Raw genomic sequence first — 19,355 nt, 5'->3', positions numbered from 1 at the left:
TGAAATCTCTTTCCTAGTAATAATTAAGGGAAGCACTAGTCATTATTGAAATTACTCTGCTTCCCTTTAATGATTTAATTAGTTAAAAAAACGAATTTATCTAAAAACGGAAATTAATCGCGGAAATTAGTAAACTGGAAAGGCTGCCCCAATTCTGCGCCGCGAACCAATGCAATGACACTTTGCAAATCATCACGTGCCTTACCTGTTATCCGCACTTGCTCACCCTGAATCTGAGCCTGTACTTTCAACTTACTATCCTTAATCAATTTCACAATTTTTTTCGCCAATGGCGTATCAATACCTTGCAGAAAAGTCGCCTCTACACTGTATGTTTTACCACTATGAACCATATTTTCAGAAACATTAAGTACAGAACCATCAATTCCGCGTTTAGCAAATTTTTCACGCAGAATATCGACTAGTTGGTTCACCTGAAAATCAGATTCACTGGCAATTTTGACCGATTCATTCTTTTCGTTTAATTCAAAACTCGCGTTGACGTTGCGGAAATCCCAACGACTAGTTAATTCCCGTTGTGCGTTCTCTACCGCATTACGCACTTCCTGCATATCAACTTCTGAAACAATATCAAATGATGGCATTACCCGTCACCTCTTGCTAATCAATAAGTCGGCATGATAACCGCTTTCCATTATTGGCAAAAGCTCTATACTCGGGAAGCTCAACGATCTTTGTGAAATTCCCCTATTTTGAGAGTAGGTAGCGTTAAACAATGAGACGAGGTTCTCCCATGAAAGTTCCCCTCAAGGAAGAAATATGAAAATCACTGTTCTTGGCTGTGGCGCTATAGGTAAACTATGGCTTACTGCCTTGTCCCAACAATATCACAATGTTCAGGGGTGGGTAAGAGTTCCACAACCAATTATTTCCGTCCAGATCAAAAACTTTAATGGCCAGACCTTTAATCAGCAATTTCCTGCCAATGAAGAAAAACACCTCGCTGAAAGCGAATTGCTTCTCGTTTGTTTAAAAGCATGGCAAGTTTCTGATTCAATTAATCACCTTGCCGACAAACTACCCTCTCATTGCCCAATTCTGTTGTTACATAATGGAATGGGAACCCACGAAGAATTCGCACCTTTGCCCAACCCTGTTTTACTTGGTGTGACTACTCATGGAGCCTATAGAAAAAATGGCATTGTCTACCATAAGTCACAAGGTATAACCCACATTGGAGCCGTTACAGCCAATGCTGCCAAACTCAGTGATCTGGCAGATATTCTACACCGTGCCCTGCCCGATGTGGCGTGGCACAATGAAATTCAGGTTATCAGTTGGATGAAACTTGCCGTCAATTGTGTTATTAATCCACTCACCGTCATCTATGACTGCAAAAATGGTGGCTTACGGCATCACCATGCACAAATCCAGATATTATGCGATGAAATTCATGAAGTTATGGGACATGATAGTATCTATATAACCAGACAAACCCTGTTTGATTATGTCATGAATGTGATTGAACAAACTTCTGAAAATTACTCATCCATGCTGCAAGATATACGGGCACAGCGACATACAGAAATAGACTATATTACCGGTTTTTTAATGCGCCGGGCCCGTACCCACGGTTTACCGATCAAAGAAAATACTGCTGTTTATCACTACATTAAAAGCAGGGAGGAAAAATATGAACACCTCAGCCCTTATTTGTCTGGCTCACGGCAGTGAAGAAATCGAGGCTGTCACTACTATTGATTTACTTGTTCGGGCAGGGGTGGATGTTACTGTAGCCAGTGCAGAAGCTGATGGCTCCCTAACATTGACCTGCTCACGCGGTGTCAAAATCGTTGCAGATGTCCCCTTGGTTGATGTCGTTGACGAGGATTTTGATGCCATTGTTCTGCCGGGAGGAGTAAAAGGTGCAGAATGTTTTCGTGACAGTTTATTGGTCGTAGAAAAAATTCGAATCGCACAAAGCCAGGGGAAAATCATTGCAGCAATTTGTGCATCTCCTGCAATCGTATTGGAATATCACCAACTTTTCCCTGTCGGAAATATGACTGGCTATCCGAGTATGCAAGATAGGATTGCGCCAGAAAAATGGATTGATAAACGCGTTTATTTTGACGAAAGAGTGAACTTACTGACCAGCCAAGGGCCTGCCACTGCTTTTGACTTCGCCTTGAAACTGATTGAATTGTTGAAAGGAAAAAAGAAAGCAGCAGAAATTGCCGCTCAACTTGTTTTACCGCCCGGTATTAATAATTACCAAAACTTCCAGTAATTATCTCACTGTATAAGATATCCGATAGCTTTCAAATTGCAGTCCATAAAAGAACAATTTGAAAAATAAAGACAGAATATATAGGCTGCTTATCAGACCAATTCCATAAGCAGCCTTCTTTCCTAATTACAAATTAAGGCCGATATACCTTCACATTATCAAAGCCTTGTTCACGCAGATAAAGTGCCTGTAAACGACTCATCACGCCACGCTCACAATACAGTAGGTAAGTTTTTTCTTTCGGTAGATCACCAAACTGAGTGCCCAGTTTATAGAAAGGCAATGAGTGAATTTCAATGCCATCCACATTTAACGGACGATCATCCTGTTCATCTGGGGAACGGATATCCAGCAGCACATCATTAGAGGAAAGTGCTGATACCATTTCCACTTCTACCACTTGCTTACTGGTCTGTTCTGCAATTTGACGGATATCCAGATTCTGGGCTTCACTAATTACTCGCTCCAAAATCTCGAAGTCAAAATTATTTTCTTCTTCTTCAATTTTGGCTTTAACAGCTTTCACCGTTGGACTTTTTGATATAACGCCGCAAAATTCTGGCATAGTGCGGGCAAAATCTTCGGTGCCAATTTCACGAGCCAGCTTAATAATGTGCTCTTTATCATGAGAAATCAGAGGACGGAGGATCAACGTATCTGATGCATTATCGATCAACCTTAAGTTGGTCAACGTCTGGCTAGATACCTGCCCCAAGGCCTCACCGGTTACGATCGCCTGCACACCGTAGCGCTCTGCAATCTTGGAAGATGCCCTGACCATCATTCTTTTCAGCACAACTCCCATCTGGCCGTCATCAACTTTCTCCAGAATTTCAGCCACGACAGGTTCAAAATCGACAGCAACAAAGCGGACTTTATGTGAACTACCAAACCGATTCCATAAATAATGGGCAACCTGCTTCACGCCAATTTCATGAGCAGAGCCACCAAGATTAAAGAAGCAATAGTGCACACGACAGCCACGACGCATCAACATATAACTGGAAACGCCAGAATCAAATCCACCGGAAATCAGTGACAGCACATCTTCCTGCGTACCGATAGGGAAACCGCCAATTCCTTCATAACGAGCTTTAACCAGAATCAACTTATCCTGATCAACTTCCAGATTCACGGTTACATCAGGCTGAGTCAGTTTCACTTTAGCTGATTCAATATGTTGGTTGAGCCCACCACCAACATAGCGTTCGACTTCGTTGGATGTAAAACTGTGTTTACCGCGGCGCTTTACACGGACACAAAATGTTTTTCCATGCAGTAAATGACCATACGCTTCGTAGGCTTGCTCAAAGATATGATGTAAGTCACAAAACTCTCGCTCTTCTACTTGCAGGATATGGTGAATACCTGGAATACGTGTTAACGCGTCACAAATTTCTGCGCCGAGGTTATCATTCTTAACCCGAACTTCGATATTATCCCAATGGCGAACAACCGCGATGCCCTCTCCGAATGTTTTCAGCACATTGCGGATATTGCTGGCAAGAATTTTAATAAAACGTAACCGGACTGTCTGGCTCTTGATCGTAATTTCTGGGAATAATTTAATGATAAACTTCATAGTAAGATATAGTAGTCATTCAATATTGAACTATCACAAACAATATCAATGATTGTTCTTAAATGTTCAGTTGGATAGGGTGCAGAGTATAACATCATCTGGCTATATCACCTGTAAAAAAACGGTGGTAATACATGATTTATTTTTCTTGGTGTAGTAGGGTATTGTGCAATTCTGCAACGAACTTGCTTTGCTGTAATTCGTTAAATAACCATACGTTAAATCATTATGTCTAAAGCAAATCACACATCAGAAACCAAACAAATGCCAGCATTCGAGACATCCCTCAAAGAGCTGGAGCAAATTGTTATTCGGCTGGAATCCGGAGAACTCCCATTAGAAGATGCGTTGAATGAATTTGAACGCGGTATTCAACTTGCAAGACAGGGACAGAAAACGCTTCAACAGGCAGAGCAACGAGTGCAAATTCTATTGAATCATGATGCACAATCGCCACTTGATGAATTTCCGTCCGATGCTGAGTAAATTTATGTCTGAACAATATGAGGCTCCTTTCGAAGAGCAATCCTTTGAAGAGCAACCTTTTCAAGAGAAACTGCATGCTTGTCAGCAACATATTAATGACAAGCTGATGGCAATATTTACTTCATTGCCTTTTTTAAACAGCCCATTAGGCACAGCAATGCAGCATGGTGCCGTACTGGGTGGAAAACGGCTGCGCCCATTTTTAGTTTACAGCGTGGGAGAAATATTTGGTCTTCCCAAAAAAAGTCTTGATGCCGCCGCTCTTGCATTAGAGTGCATTCACGCTTACTCCTTGATTCATGATGATTTACCCGCAATGGATAACGACGATTTACGTCGTGGGCAACCCACTTGCCACATTAAATTTGGTGAAAGTCAGGCTATTTTAGCCGGTGATGCATTACAATCACTGGCTTTTGAGATTCTGGCAAAACATGACATGCCAAATGTTACTTTATCCGATCGCCTTGCCATGGTCGCTGAATTGGCAGGCGCCAGTGGTTTTGCCGGTATGTGTGGTGGACAGTCACTGGATTTGGAGGCAGAAGGTAAACAAATCGGCCTTGCCTCGCTGGAACTCATTCATCGCCATAAAACAGGCGCATTAATACGAGCAGCGGTTCGATTGGGAGCTTACAGTGCAGGACAACGTGGCCGTGAAGTACTCCCTTTATTGGAGCAGTATGCCCAAGCCATCGGCCTGGCGTTTCAGGTACACGATGATATTCTGGATGTCATTGGCAATACTGAAGTTATTGGCAAGCGTCAGGGCAACGATCAGCAACTAGGAAAAAGTACTTACCCGGCATTATTAGGTTTGGAACAAGCCCAGAAAAAAGCTCAGGCTCTGTATGAAGAAGCGCTCACGGCACTCGCTGAACTGGAAAAACAGTCTTATAACATCACAACCTTAAAAAAATTGGCTGGTTTTATCATTGAAAGAAACAGCTAAAACACAGGCCATATTAATCACCTATTAATATGGTCATTAATTATATAATAGCCCAATAATCAATAAAAAAACGCCTCATGGGGTGAACCCGAAAATTACAGACAGATAATCACAGGGTTCTTAATATTCAACTTCTACGGGTATAGCATTTTATACAGGCATAGCATGAGCATTGATATAGCGAAATATCCAACATTGGCATTGGCAGAAACTCCAGAAGAGCTTCGCCTGCTACCCAAAGACAATTTGCCAAAGTTATGCGATGAACTGCGCCAATTTTTGCTGAACAGTGTCAGCCGCTCCAGTGGTCACTTCGCTTCAGGTCTTGGCGCTATCGAATTAACCGTCGCACTCCACTATGTTTATAAAACCCCTTTTGACAATTTAGTCTGGGATGTTGGTCACCAGGCCTACCCACACAAAATTTTGACTGGACGTCGTGATCGCATTAATACTATTCGCCAAAAAGATGGTCTTCATCCATTCCCGTGGCGAGAAGAAAGTGAATATGACACTTTGTGCGTTGGTCACTCCTCCACTTCAATCAGCGCTGGTCTGGGAATGGCAATTGCTGCTAAGCATGAAAACAAAGGTCGCAAAACGGTCTGTGTCATTGGAGATGGAGCCATCACTGCAGGTATGGCTTTTGAAGCCATGAACCATGCCGGAGATATTGATCCTGATATGCTGGTTATCCTCAATGACAATGAAATGTCTATCTCTGAAAACGTAGGAGCATTGAATAACCATCTTGCACAACTGCTGTCGGGCAAACTATATACAACTCTGCGTGAGGGTGGCAAAAAAGTTTTTTCCAACCTGCCACCTATCAAAGAGTTATTGAAAAAGACAGAAGAACACCTCAAAGGCATGGTTGTTCCCGGAACGCTGTTCGAAGAACTTGGGTTCAACTACATTGGGCCTGTTGATGGTCATGACGTACTGGCGCTGACCCAAACCCTGAAAAATATGCGTGAGCTGAAAGGGCCACAATTCCTGCATATCATGACTAAAAAAGGTCGTGGTTATGCGCCAGCGGAAAAAGACCCCATCAGTTGGCATGCTGTTCCCAAATTTGATCCAGCGTCGGGTTCCCTGCCAAAAAGCGCAGAAACTCGTCCGACATTTTCCAAAATCTTCGGTGACTGGCTGTGTGAAGCGGCGGCCAACGACAAAAAACTAATGGCGATCACCCCTGCCATGCGGGAAGGTTCAGGTATGGTGCGGTTCTCTCGCGAGTACCCTGAACAATATTTTGACGTCGCAATTGCCGAGCAACATTCCGTTACTTTTGCAGCAGGTTTGGCTATCGGTGGTTACAAACCTGTCGTTGCCATTTACTCTACTTTCCTGCAACGTGCTTATGATCAGTTGATCCACGATGTTGCCATCCAAAATCTGCCTGTCCTGTTTGCTATCGATCGTGGTGGCATCGTTGGTGCTGATGGTCAGACCCACCAAGGGGCATTCGATCTTTCTTTCCTGCGTTGCATCCCGAATATGGTGATTATGGCCCCCAGTGATGAAAATGAATGCCGCCAGATGTTGCATACAGGGCATCACTATCAGGAAGGTCCTACTGCTGTCCGTTACCCTCGTGGTACAGGAACGGGGGCTGAACTCCAACCACTGGAAGCATTGCCAATCGGCAAAGGTATAACCCGACGCCAAGGTGAACGTATTGCGATCCTTAACTTTGGTACGTTGTTATCTTATGCACAAGAGGCTGCTGAAATCCTGAATGCAACCGTTGTAGATATGCGCTTTGTCAAACCATTGGATAAAGAACTCGTACTGGAAATGGCCGCCAACCATGAGCTGCTGGTGACTTTGGAAGAAAACGCCATTATGGGCGGTGCAGGCAGTGGCGTTAACGAACTGCTGATGCAGGAAAAATTATCAGTTCCCGTATTGAATCTTGGTTTACCAGATTACTTTATACCGCAAGGAACACAAAAAGAGCTCCATGCTGATTTAGGACTTGATGCGGTTGGGATTCAAAATAGTATCGAGAAATATCTGGCTCAATAACCCCTAATAAAATAATGGATAAATGTTTAATAGAAACATTTATCCATTTCCCCTTCCATTTCAATTCTTATTTTCCTCTAATATTTCCTATAACAGATATATTATTTTTTATAGATACAATCCTTATAATCTCAAAAAATAACTATCATTATTAATATTTAACTCTCTAATAATCATCAATCGTTATTCACATCTCAAATTAAAAGCATTCAGTTAATTAAAATGAATCAATAATAACCATCCATTTTAAATGGTTATTATCTTTGTTTTCAATAAAAACCCAAATAAAAATAAATAAATTTAAAAGGAATAATGATGAATAATACCAATGTCATATCTCCCTCACAGCAACCCCTCTATGATTTTAATGAGAATTGGGCTGACTGGCGCTGGCAGCAAAAAAATGCATTACGGGATGAAGAATCTTTACGTACCGCCTGTGGTGGGTGGAATGAAGAAATAACGCAACGTATTCAGAAAAATTTGCAGGGTCAGAAAATGCAAATAACACCTTATTATATCCGCCGAATATTAACCACCAGCCAATCTAACGATATCACGGCAAACCCGCTTTGGCGGCAAGTCGTTCCATTCTGGAGTGAAGAACAGCTCGATGGTTATGATGGAGAATCCGAAAACTGGGAACTCAATAATGAAATGGAAACCCCCATCTGCCAGCATAAATATGACAATCGGGTAATTTTGCGGATGGTAAATGCTTGCAACTCCTACTGCCAATTTTGCTTTGAGGCCTTACGGACATTAAAGGTCGATTCAGGTAAATCGAATGCTGGCCGCAGCTCCTTCCAACAATCCCTCGAATACATCAAAAATACGCCTTCGGTGGAAGAAGTCATTCTTAGTGGCGGCGATCCCTTAATGCTGACAGATAACAAGTTAGATGAATCGTTAACTGCTATTCGGGAAATCAGAGAAGATTTACTGATCCGCATTCACTCTCGTGCCTTAACATTCAATCCTTACCGCATTACCGATGCCCTAATTGAAACATTAAAAAAACACCGTGTTAATGCCTTTGGTGTTCATGTCTGTCACCCACTTGAATTAAGTGAAGAGTTTCAAGCTGCCGTACGCCGTATCCAAAGTGTCGTACCAATTGTTTTTTCCAATATGCCCTTCTTGCGTGGCATTAATGACAGCGAAAAAACCCTTCACAAACTGTTTATTGAACTATATCGCATAGGGGTGAAACCTTACTACCTCTACCACTTTATGCCTTTCTCTCCCGGCTCCTCAGAATACAAAGCCTCGATCAACGAAGCCATTGCCATCATGAGCAAACTCAAGCGTCGAGTTTCCAATATCGCCTTACCGGAATACGTCCTACCACATATGAAAGGCAAATTCACTGTGCCTTTATTCACTAACCCCGATGAGATGCCTCATTTTGAAACTATTGACGGCAAACGTTATTACCGTTTTATCAACTGGCAAAACGAGCAATGTGAATGGTTGGATAACTAAATTGCTTTTTATTTAATTATCAACTCATTGTATTTTAAGGACACCAAATGAAACCAAACGCAATTTTGTTTATTGATATTGATGATGCCAAAATCCCACGTTATAGATATCGGGAGACCCATTTCATCGCAGCAAAAAAAATGGGGATGAGTTGCCTAACGGCTGCGCTGAAAGGACGTCAGTACACAGAGCGTCTTCACACTGATAGCGATGATGTTTTCTATCTGGAATCACTGACACAAGATGCTTTACAGGATCTTGTCACTACCTTGCAGCAGACATACACCCTGCAAGGCATTTTATGTTACGCAGGCCAAGCATCTACTTACGGCCAAGTTGGCTGTACCGTTGCAGAAGTTTGTCACAATATTGGCTTACCAAATGCGTCTGCCTCCGCAATTGCAACCTGTAATAACAAATTTTTGATGCGCCAGGCTCTGCAAAAACATGGGGTCAGATCAATACGCCATGCGTTATGTCACAACGAAGAAGAACTCTATTCACAAGCCAAAATAGTTGGCTATCCCTTAATAGCAAAACCTCCATTTGGAGCTGCGTCAGTCTTTATCAAAAAATGCCATAATTGGCCTGAACTTAAAGCACACTACCACGCATTTACGACTTACTATGACCACTCGATTTACGTCGATTTTATGGGAGACGAACAGGAATGTTTTACTTTAGAAAGTGAGAAACATATCTGTATACCGGGCAAAAGCCTGTTATTGGAAGAATACCTTGATGGCGTGGAAGGTACTGTCGAATGTGTTATTAGCCAGAACCAAATACACCCGGTACTGATCAATGAAAAGTTGATCCTAACTGAGAGAGAGAACACCATACTGGAAAACTTGCTGATCTGCCCGCCAGTCTCCTTTTCTCCTTTAGAACAAGAACAGATTAGAAACTATGCCATTGCCGGTATAAAAGCCGTCGGGCTGAACTATGCGATTGCCCATCTTGAATTCCGTATGACCAACAATGGCCCGGTGGTTATTGAAATTAATCCACGTCTTGGCGGGTTATTTGTTAATTCATCCTTCCGTGATATCGCAAAATTAGATCCGTACCAGCTATATCTTTCCATTCTCTTGCAAGAGCAGGACATTGATAAACGGATAAGCCTCGCCCAACAACGGGCCACAACAGCTAAACAGCATTATTCTATGTTAGCCATGTACCCTGAAAAAAGTGGTTATTTTCAAGGCATTGATAATATAGAACATATAGAAAACCATCCCAATGTGATCGAATGTATTCCTCAACCCGCCAACTACTATATTAACTCAGAAACTGAAGAACATTATCTGCTCAGGTGTTGGGCAAAAGTGAACGATGCCTCTGATGCCCATGCATTACACCAAGAAATGATTGAGCACGTTAAACCTATTATCGTTCCCATTCCATAAGGCAGCCAAAATATGCAAATAACAAATATATCGGCCCGTTTAATGAATGAACATTATTGCCATATGCCACACTTCAGTGAACTAATTCCTTGTGATACAGAAGAAATAAAAACATTTAAAGATCATTGGAATGAATTATCTTTAGATCAAAATTTCAAAGATTACACTCATAGGGAAAGGCGTATCCTGCGCTATTATTACCGTCCTGATGAAGAGAACCCGCTTCAACTAAATCGGGATACTGAATATCATTCATCCGTCACCTATAACGTTGAATACAAAAAAGGGGCCAATCAACTCAGTTATGCCAAAGAAGCATTTATCACTCATCCCATCATGCAGAATGTCCTTGCAACAGATATAGCGATTTTACACGATCGATTAACGAAAGAACGCCATTATGCAATTGATATTCACCAGTTTCGGGTAAAAGCGCAGTCCGGTAAAGAAAGCCCCACCACCTCCGGAATTCATCAGGATGGTCAGGATTGGATTTTTATGCACTTTATCCAAAGCCACAACACAGAACCTGTGATTTCTGAAGTTCACGCTACAGCCCATGAAGCACCGCCCTTGTTACATACCGCGATGGAACACTTCCTTGAAACCCTCGCAATAAATGATAAACAACTTTATCATCGGGCAAGCAATGTTCGACAAGTATCTCCTACAAACGCGGCATTTCGGGATCTATTGCTGGTAACTTTCCGGCAGATTCCTGAATAACAAGAGAGCTAATAATAATGTCAAGTCAGGAAAATAGTTTGAATTTGCGTTGGTCCAGTTTTAATGCCTTACTGATCGTCAGTGCCCGATTTGTTTCCGATTTTGGCGCATTCCTGAATATGGTAGCACTCTCCACCTATGTTTATTTACTCAGCAACAGCGTCATTCATGTCAGTATTTTTCTTGCCTGCCGTGTTGCTGGCGGCATCATTGCCAGCTTGATCGGAACTCCATTTTTCAGACGATTTGCAGGAAGATGGCCGCTGGTCTTTTTTGATCTGGTACGTATCATTTTACTGTCCCTGCTACTGGTGATCCCCGCCTCACAGCAATTAATGATCCTACCGATGATCGCCTTCGGCATTGGTTTAGGCAACTCAATGTTTGCTATCGGGCTGAATAGCCAGTTGCCCTATTGGGTAAATGCCTCCCAACGCATCTCAACCAACTCCTGGCTCACTTCCATCGCGGCTACGGGGGCTGTATTTGGCAGTTTGGTATCAGGGCTTTTGGTCGCAAGCAGCGGCTATGAAATGGTATTTTCCGTTAATATCGTTACTTATCTGCTGGCTGCGATCCTAATCATGCCCCTACGTTTCCTCTCCTTACCAGAGCAGAAAACATCAAGAGAGCTCGGCAACGAATGGCGTGAATTACTCCTCGGTTTGCGCGGTGCGCCAATGCTGGCGGGAATGCTGTTCCTCAGCTTAGCCGATACACTGGGCAGCGCCGCCCATAACGTCGGCTTCCCCATCATTTCAAAACTTCTTACACCCGGTAACGCCAGTACCACAATGGGATTACTGCTGGCAACATGGGCGATAGGGAAATTCAGTGGAGCACGGTCAGCGAGTTATCTGCTACGTAGCCGCAATCTATTGAAAATGGAGAAACTGTTCTTTATCGGCGTCGCACTAATGTCGACGGGATTTATCCTCACCTTCCAACAAAGTAGCGTATTCTGGCTACTGCTATTCGCGGTTTGGGCAGGAATTGGGGATGGCATCGCAGAAGTCAGTCTGATCTCACGGGCACAAAGCGAACCGGAAAGCCTACGCTTGCCGATTTTCAGTTTACTGACGCTATTGCAAATGACCGGCTTTGGGATAGGTATGTTACTGGTCGCCCCATTCTACGTCTGGCTGCCGCCTTCCGTAGTGATCTTGATATTCCACGGTTTTCCACTGACAGTGTTGGTGCTGGTCTTGCTGTGGGTACGGCGTTTTACTGTAAGTAAAGTATAATTGTTGAAAATTTAATAATCAGTACCGATTGAGAGAATTACTCTGCGGTGCTGATTTTTTGATGATAATACATGGATTGTTGGGTTAACTGTTTTGTTATGCCTGCGATTTTGAATCAGGTATCACAACATCCGATGGACCAAGTTGCTCTAATTCAGCAATAAGCAAGAGAAAAAATCGCTATCAAAGTCACATTTTCATACTTCATGAAACCGGTTACATAGATAGCAAACTTCTCTCACATTTCCTCCAAAATAAATTCGCTATTTTTCCTATAACGATACCTATAACAATCTGCTTTAAATTGGAGTTAACAATATATGCTTAAGGATATTAATGCCAGCAATATGGCTGAAATCATAGTAAATATGATGATTTCTGATTATAAGAAGTTTGTCTATTTATATTTAGTGGGTTTTGAATTACATCGCCACAACAAGAAAACAAATATGAAAACAATATAGATAGTTAGAACTGGCGTGAATAGATCCAATAAACCTAAGCTTGATAAATAGCGGGGTTATTATATTCAATATTTATTGAAGGTTATATATGAGTAAAATTACTCCTCAGTTAACAAATATGTGGGATAAAAGTCATGACTCATGGTTTGTAAAAGACAAAGATCTTCGTTTTATATATGCAAATAAGGTTTTTATTGAATTAAGTAATTTACCTGAAGGTTTCGATGTGACAGGATGTACTGAGAAAGAATTACCTACACCATTCAACCATCTCGTTCATTTCTTCGAAGAGCATGATCGTAAAGTTTTACAATCCATGCAACTGATATCATCTATCGGTACTTATTTTCAACACTCCCCTCAACAAATAAAGTCCTATTTTTGTGAAAAATACCCATTAATGAATGAAAATAACGAATGTATCGGGGTAATTTGCCATGCTAAAGAGATAAACCATTTCTCAGTGCATCATTATATTAAAAATGATACTTCTACCTCTATTAGCCTTAGCCCGCCAAACAATATTCTGACAGAAAAGGAATGGCTAATAATTTTTTTATTTTGTCGTGGCATCAGTAACAGATATATTGCTAATGAGCTAAAGCTATCATGTCGTACTTTGGAAAGATATTTCCAAAATATTTATGAAAAATTATCAATAAACTCAATTATTGAATTAAAAATTATTTGCGAAAGAAATAATTACAATAGTTACATCCCACCTGAATATTTAAAGTTTATAGACCATGCTTTTCTATATTAGGGCAGAAGGTTTATTCCTATTTATAAAACAATTTATGATTATATAAATAAATTAGGATATTATTCCGCGTCACATGTACCCTGCATAAATAACTACCGGAGATAGCGTGGCCACAATGAAAGACGTAGCACTGCAAGCTGGGGTGTCAGTAGCTACTGTTAGCCGTGTCATTAATAATACTGCTTATGTCGAACCGGGCACCCGTGAGCGGGTAGAAAAGGCCATGCGTAAATTCAATTACCAACGTAATTCTGCCGCGCTTGCATTGGCAAAAAGATGCGGGAATATGTTGGGCTTACTGACTGGTAATTTAGCAGATCCGTTTTTTTCCCTTTTGGCTCGTGGGGTTGAAAAAATCGCCAGGCAAAAAGAAGCTAAGCTCATGGTTTGTAGTGGAGAACATCAAGCTGAGCGTGAGAAATCTGCCCTGGATTTTTTAATCAATCAAGGATGCGAAGCAATAGTGGCTCACATCAGCAGAATGAGCGAAGCAGATATCTTACGTTATGCAGCTCATACTCCAGGGTTAGTGATTATCAATCGATATCTCCCTGCTATCGCTAACCGATGCATCTGGCTAGATAATGTCAGAGCTTCTCAAAATGCTACCAACCACCTCCTCCAAAATGGTCATCGCAAAATTGCTTATATAACGACAGATCTACCGATCGATGATAGAAAACTCCGCTTAGAGGGATATCAAGCTGCAATGGCTAATGCAGGTATTACAGTACCTAGTAACTGGATTATTAGCGTTCCATTTAACGAAAAAGGAGGGGAACAAGCAGCGGAAAAGCTTTTAGACAGCGGAATAAACTTTACTGCGGCAGTAACATTCAATGATGTTATGGCCGCGGGTATGATGCGATTCCTACATTGGCAGAAAATCAACTTACCGGAACAATTATCAATCGTTGGGTTTGATGATATTGTCACGGCCCGATATCTCTATCCCCCCTTAACTACCATACATAATCCAATAGAGCAAATGGCTCAACAGGCAGCTAATCTGGCATTACAACTTAACGACAAAAAAGAATCTGTTCCACAAAGGAATATGTTCTCCGCAGAACTCGTCATTAGAGATTCTGTTTTTTTAGTAAAATGAATTTTATTTCAATAAACTATCTGAAACTGGAATGTTCATATGGATGATAAGAAAAAACTTAATCTGGGATTAGCTATACTACCAATAGCAGCAATGCTCTTACTGCTAATTATTGGATATGGTCAACTCAATCTGCGTATAGAGTCTTTATTGCTCGTTTCAGCAGCAATAGCAGCAGCCTTGGCATATTGGCAAGGCTACCGTTGGAATGACATTATTGATGCCATTGTGGCAAAGCTAGCCAAAGCCATGCCCGTAATCATGATACTGATTTGCGTCGGGGGTTTAATTGGCACCTGGATGTTCAGCGGAACCATACCTTACATGGTATACTGGGGATTAAAGCTGATTAGCCCTCAATATATACTCATTGCCGCCTTCTTTATCACGAGCGTAATTTCAGTTTGCACTGGTACATCATGGGGAGCCGCCGGAACAGTCGGGGTCGCTCTAATGGGAGTAGCTGCTGGCCTTGATGTATCTTTGGCTGCAGCAGCGGGTGCGGTTGTATCAGGCGCCTATTTTGGTGATAAAATTTCACCGTTGTCTGACTCAACTAATTTCGCGGCAATTGTTGCTGACACCGATCTTTATAGCCATATTCAACATTTGATGTATACCACTATCCCAAGCTTTATTTTAGCCGCCATTGTTTATTTCATAGCAGGCCATACAAGCTTAACAAGTAGTGTAGCAACTCCCGAAAAAATCACAGAAATCATACAATCTCTTGAAAATCTGTATCACTTCAATTTATTGCTGATTTTACCCCCGGCACTGGTTTTGTGGGGAGCCATAACAAAACGTCCAGTAATACCAGTCATGTTGGCTGCCTGTACATTAGCTATTGCGCTCGGCATAGCTCTTCAGGGATTCACGCTTAAACAAGGTCTGAATGCATTAATTGATGGATTCAATCTCTCAATGTTCTCTGATCAGGGACACAGCACCGTAGGCATCGTTAGTGATATCCCCCGCTTACTCAACCGCGGTGGTATGTTCTCAATGATGAGTACTATATTGCTGGTATTTTGTGCATTCGCATTTGCCGGCACATTAACACTAACTGGCGCCCTAACCATCATCATTAATCGGCTTCTGCAAGCTGTTCACACAATAGGACAACTCATCGCTGCAACTCTATCCACAACCATTCTGCTAACTGGCGCAACCTGTGATGGAAAATTGCCTCTTCTCATCCCGGCAGAGCTGTTCAAAGACGCTTATTGCAAGATGGGACTAGATAATAAAAACCTATCACGAACAATAGAAGATGGTTGTACTGTTATTGAACCTCTGATTCCCTGGACTTCTGCGGGTATTTATATGGCTACTACATTAGGTGTTAGTACACTTGATCTGCTTCCTTGGGCAATCCAGTGCTATGCTGCTGTCTTTTTTGCTCTCATTTATGGCTTTACTGGTTTCGGTATTGCAAGAACTACACCAGAAAAGTCATTGAAGAAAAAGGAAATCCAACGTGAAATCTCCTGATTTCAACCAGATCATCGATCGCCACAATACAGGCTCTGTTAAGTGGGATTTTTTAGATCGCTACCTACACTTAAACACAACAGACCTTCTACCAATGTGGGTGTCTGATTTCGATTTTGAAAGTCCAAAGGAGGTTCTGCAAGCTCTATCCTCCCGAATTGACCACGGTATTTTCGGTTATAGCGAACGAGACGATCTCTACTACCAAGCAGTAATAAACTGGTTTTCAAAACGCCATAAATTGCCCCTGAACAGAGACTGGTTTACATCAATAGAAGGTGTTATACCCGGATTAGCTTTACTAATACAAATGCTGAGCAAACCAGGTGAAGGAGTTATTATACAAGGGCCTTATTACGCTTCATTTGCCAAAATTATAACTATGAATGGCAGGTCTGTTATTGAAAATCCGCTTTTTGAAAGCCCGGAAGGTTATAAAATTGACTATGATCATCTAGAACACATATTGGAGCACCACAGGCCACCTCTGCTACTATTATGTAATCCGCACAACCCTACTGGCCGATGTTGGGATCGTGATGAACTCCTCCAGCTATTGATACTCTGCAAAAGATACGGGACAACGGTACTTTCCGATGAAATTTGGGCTGATTTAACTTTGCCTTGGGGAAAATTCACCTCAATATTGCATCTTGGAAGTGAATGGCACAGCAATGTTATTGTTGCGACCTCTGCAAGTAAAACGTTTGGGCTTTCATCACTCCGTATATCAAACTTTCTCATTCCAGATACCACACTCCGTCAAGCCTTTAATGATCGATTGAATGCTCACGGATTAGATGTATTCAATTCCTTATCAATGACTGCAGCTACAGCAGCTTATCAATATGGAGATACATGGCTTGATAAATTACAAGATTATCTGGCTGAAAATAATAGCTGGTTCAAACAGGCTTTAGCATCTTACGCCCCTTGGTGCCGGATGACCAAAGCAGAAGGTACATATCTGGCTTGGCTGGATTGTCGAAATTTAGGTCTGGATGATAATGCCTTGCAACAAGCATTAATCCAAAAAGCCAAAGTAGCCGTTTCAATGGGATATTGTTTTGGCGATCAAGGGAAAGGATTTATCCGAATAAACTTAGGTTGTCCTCGTCAGTATCTTGAAAAAACAATCACCGGTTTGGCTCAGTTAACATGGTGAAATAAAAAACTCTCAAGAAACTAGCAATAAGGCAAAGTGTTAATGATTTTGTTTTAATTTTATGACTATACCTGAAGCTTTCTACAAAAAAGCTTCAGGTAATTTATTATTTTTACTGATTTCTGATTAAAACATTCAGGTTAATTTTGAAAATAAAAATTCATCTAAAATATTTTCTTAGCTATATTTCGAAGGATCACGATTTAAAGAAACAGCAATCAGTTATTCCTCTTTGGTTCATGGGTAGAGTAAATCATTTTATGCAATTTATATCCTACCCATATTAATTTTTTATAGTATTACAAGCTTTCCCTAGAGTTGGCGCTAGTGATAAATATTAAAAATACTTTTTCTAAAAATTTAATCTTTACCAAATTAAGTCAAAAAATTCAAATAAATTATTTTATGATTGGTAAGGCAATTAAAAATTTTAATTATTTTTGTAAATATTGGAAGCGTATAAAATACTTTAATGAATTTATATTTCATAAAACCAAACAATTAGAATAAAAAACCAAATTAAGATAAATTAACAGAGCAACAACTCAAATGCTGTTGACATTTTAACTAACAAGGCAAAAAACACTCTTTATATTAATAATACTGTATTAAAATTTAACACATACAATATTTTACTGACTAATTACTTGTACCACATTATATGATTAGATTATTTCAGCCATAATTAAAGTAAGATAATAACCAAAGAGTTAACACATAAAATATGAAAAAACCAAATAATATCACTCCGCAATTAATTCATATGTGGGAAAAAAGCCTTGATCCTTGGGGTGCAAAAGATCATCAATCAAGATTTATCTATGCTAATCCTGTTTTTTATCAACTGCTCGATCTACCTGAGAACTCCGATATCACAGGACTAAATATAGGTGAATTACCTTCATCTCTTGCAGAATATGAAGAAGAACTCTACTACCAAGAACAAAAAGTTATTCAAACTATGCAGCGAGTCACTTCAATAGAAACTCATCCATTTGGAAAACATAAAGTTAAAAAAGCTTATATTTGTGATAAACATCCACTTTTTGACGATAACGGCAATTGTATTGGTACCACTTTCCATATGTACAAAATACCAAGCTTCTCCGTCTCTTATTATTATGACAAAGTTACTCCAGCAACGCTGGAATTTACCCCTCCAAATAATATTCTGACACAAATTGAATGGGAAATTATTTTTCTGATCTTACACTCATTGGACGAAAAGAATATCGTAAAAGAATTAATGATCAATACAAAAGATTTTATTAAACATACACAATCAATTTGCCAAAAATTTAATCTTTCACAACATATAGATCTGAAAAAGTTCTGTAGAGAACAGAAATTTGATCGCTATATTCCTGAGCGATTTATCACTATTGGTAGCAGAGAGCTAAATTGATTATATTATTCAAAAAAAATAATAAAGGAATAATGACATGAGCAACAAGAAGAGCATCATTTCATCTCAAATAATTAACACACTGGCAGTAAGTAACGACCCCTGGGGAATAAAGGATAAAGACTCATGCTTTATTTACGGCAATAAAGCATTAAACTCCATTAAGGGTTTCTCTGATTCATTTGATTTTGAAGGATTTTATGATGATGAGCTTCCTTGGGATGGTGCTGAGTTTGCAAAAGAATATATTCATCATGACCAAAAAGTTATGCAAGAAGAAAAATCATACGTTTCACTTGAAACACATATTTGGGGAGAAAATAAAACATTATCATCTTATTTTTGTGAAAAGTCCCCTATTTATCATGAAAATGGTGATTGTATAGGAATTATCTATCATCTATGGAAAGCTCAGGATTATTCATTAACCCGCCTATATCATGGAAAACTCCCTGCCTCTATTATGTTCCAACCACCCACTCATTTATTTACCCAACGAGAATGGGATGTTATTTTTCTCTCTTTGCACAAATATACCAGTAAACAAATCGGTAGAATATTAAATATTTCCTATCGTACTGTCGAAAATTATACAGCACAAATATATAAAAAGACGGGTGTTACTTCTTCTCAACAATTAGAAGAATACTGCCGCTTTAATAATTTCGATCTCTATGTACCAGAAAGATTTTTGCGCCCTGAAAGCCGTATTTTTGTTTGAATCTGCAATTTTAGTAATCTCTATAATAAGAAGTGGTCAATCATAGTTATCGTTATACATCACCGTTAG

The 19,355-nt window shown here is 40.4% G+C and carries 17 protein-coding genes; 15 read left to right on the top strand and 2 right to left on the bottom strand.

Going from position 1 to position 19,355, the window contains the following annotated elements:
• Nucleotides 1–113: 113 nt before the first annotated feature.
• A complete protein-coding gene (locus Xvie_RS00970; protein ID WP_086107541.1) occupies nucleotides 114–605 on the bottom strand; it encodes a YajQ family cyclic di-GMP-binding protein in 492 nt (163 codons plus the stop codon).
• Between the two features lie 175 nt (nucleotides 606–780).
• On the opposite strand from Xvie_RS00970, the gene panE reads away from it, so the two are divergent.
• Complete coding sequence (gene panE, locus Xvie_RS00965) at nucleotides 781–1,695, top strand: 2-dehydropantoate 2-reductase (protein WP_086107540.1); 915 nt, start codon at nucleotides 781–783, stop codon at nucleotides 1,693–1,695.
• Nucleotides 1,655–2,251, top strand: a complete 597-nt coding sequence (yajL, locus tag Xvie_RS00960) for a protein deglycase YajL (RefSeq protein WP_086107539.1) — start codon at nucleotides 1,655–1,657, stop codon at nucleotides 2,249–2,251. The genes panE and yajL overlap by 41 nt, the downstream gene beginning before the upstream one ends.
• A gap of 133 nt (nucleotides 2,252–2,384) precedes the next feature.
• Here yajL and thiI read toward each other — a convergent pair whose 3' ends face one another.
• Nucleotides 2,385–3,833 carry a tRNA uracil 4-sulfurtransferase ThiI gene (thiI, locus tag Xvie_RS00955; RefSeq protein WP_086107538.1) on the bottom strand — a complete coding sequence of 483 codons (1,449 nt, stop codon included), beginning with the start codon at nucleotides 3,831–3,833 and terminating at the stop codon, nucleotides 2,385–2,387.
• Nucleotides 3,834–4,061: 228 nt separating this feature from the next.
• On the opposite strand from thiI, the gene xseB reads away from it, so the two are divergent.
• The 13 genes from xseB (at nucleotide 4,062) to Xvie_RS00890 (ending at nucleotide 19,286) form a co-directional block, all read left to right on the top strand.
• The gene (xseB, locus tag Xvie_RS00950; RefSeq protein ID WP_086107537.1) at nucleotides 4,062–4,319 is read left to right on the top strand and encodes an exodeoxyribonuclease VII small subunit; all 258 of its coding nucleotides are present in this window, start codon (nucleotides 4,062–4,064) and stop codon (nucleotides 4,317–4,319) included.
• Nucleotides 4,320–4,323: 4 nt separating this feature from the next.
• Complete coding sequence (gene ispA / locus Xvie_RS00945; RefSeq protein ID WP_086107730.1) at nucleotides 4,324–5,271, top strand: (2E,6E)-farnesyl diphosphate synthase; 948 nt, start codon at nucleotides 4,324–4,326, stop codon at nucleotides 5,269–5,271.
• Nucleotides 5,272–5,436: 165 nt separating this feature from the next.
• The gene (dxs, locus tag Xvie_RS00940; RefSeq protein WP_086107536.1) at nucleotides 5,437–7,302 is read left to right on the top strand and encodes a 1-deoxy-D-xylulose-5-phosphate synthase; all 1,866 of its coding nucleotides are present in this window, start codon (nucleotides 5,437–5,439) and stop codon (nucleotides 7,300–7,302) included.
• A gap of 315 nt (nucleotides 7,303–7,617) precedes the next feature.
• Nucleotides 7,618–8,787 carry a KamA family radical SAM protein gene (locus Xvie_RS00935; protein WP_086107535.1) on the top strand — a complete coding sequence of 390 codons (1,170 nt, stop codon included), beginning with the start codon at nucleotides 7,618–7,620 and terminating at the stop codon, nucleotides 8,785–8,787.
• Nucleotides 8,788–8,834: 47 nt separating this feature from the next.
• Nucleotides 8,835–10,196, top strand: a complete 1,362-nt coding sequence (locus Xvie_RS00930; RefSeq protein ID WP_086107534.1) for an ATP-grasp domain-containing protein — start codon at nucleotides 8,835–8,837, stop codon at nucleotides 10,194–10,196.
• 12 nt (nucleotides 10,197–10,208) lie between these two features.
• Nucleotides 10,209–10,922, top strand: coding sequence for a 2OG-Fe dioxygenase family protein (locus tag Xvie_RS00925; protein ID WP_086107533.1), 714 nt, complete (start codon nucleotides 10,209–10,211; stop codon nucleotides 10,920–10,922).
• A gap of 17 nt (nucleotides 10,923–10,939) precedes the next feature.
• Nucleotides 10,940–12,166 (top strand): MFS transporter, encoded by a 1,227-nt coding sequence (locus tag Xvie_RS00920; protein WP_086107532.1) that lies wholly within the window; start codon nucleotides 10,940–10,942, stop codon nucleotides 12,164–12,166.
• Nucleotides 12,167–12,718: 552 nt separating this feature from the next.
• The gene (locus Xvie_RS00915; RefSeq protein WP_086107531.1) at nucleotides 12,719–13,393 is read left to right on the top strand and encodes a helix-turn-helix transcriptional regulator; all 675 of its coding nucleotides are present in this window, start codon (nucleotides 12,719–12,721) and stop codon (nucleotides 13,391–13,393) included.
• Between the two features lie 106 nt (nucleotides 13,394–13,499).
• Entirely contained in the window at nucleotides 13,500–14,501 is a 1,002-nt protein-coding gene (locus Xvie_RS00910; RefSeq protein WP_086107530.1) for a LacI family DNA-binding transcriptional regulator, read from the top strand.
• 39 nt (nucleotides 14,502–14,540) lie between these two features.
• Nucleotides 14,541–15,995 (top strand): Na+/H+ antiporter NhaC, encoded by a 1,455-nt coding sequence (gene nhaC, locus Xvie_RS00905; RefSeq protein WP_086107529.1) that lies wholly within the window; start codon nucleotides 14,541–14,543, stop codon nucleotides 15,993–15,995.
• A complete protein-coding gene (locus Xvie_RS00900; protein ID WP_086107528.1) occupies nucleotides 15,982–17,160 on the top strand; it encodes a MalY/PatB family protein in 1,179 nt (392 codons plus the stop codon). The genes nhaC and Xvie_RS00900 overlap by 14 nt, the downstream gene beginning before the upstream one ends.
• A gap of 724 nt (nucleotides 17,161–17,884) precedes the next feature.
• Nucleotides 17,885–18,565: a PAS domain-containing protein gene (locus Xvie_RS00895; RefSeq protein WP_086107527.1), complete on the top strand. Its 681-nt coding sequence runs from the start codon at nucleotides 17,885–17,887 to the stop codon at nucleotides 18,563–18,565.
• A gap of 37 nt (nucleotides 18,566–18,602) precedes the next feature.
• The gene (locus Xvie_RS00890) at nucleotides 18,603–19,286 is read left to right on the top strand and encodes a helix-turn-helix transcriptional regulator (protein ID WP_086107526.1); all 684 of its coding nucleotides are present in this window, start codon (nucleotides 18,603–18,605) and stop codon (nucleotides 19,284–19,286) included.
• The last annotated feature ends 69 nt before the right edge of the window (nucleotides 19,287–19,355 follow it).

The sequence above is a fragment of the Xenorhabdus vietnamensis genome (assembly GCF_002127535.1).
Taxonomy (GTDB): domain Bacteria; phylum Pseudomonadota; class Gammaproteobacteria; order Enterobacterales; family Enterobacteriaceae; genus Xenorhabdus; species Xenorhabdus vietnamensis.
This window is presented reverse-complemented; position numbering and strand designations above follow the sequence as displayed.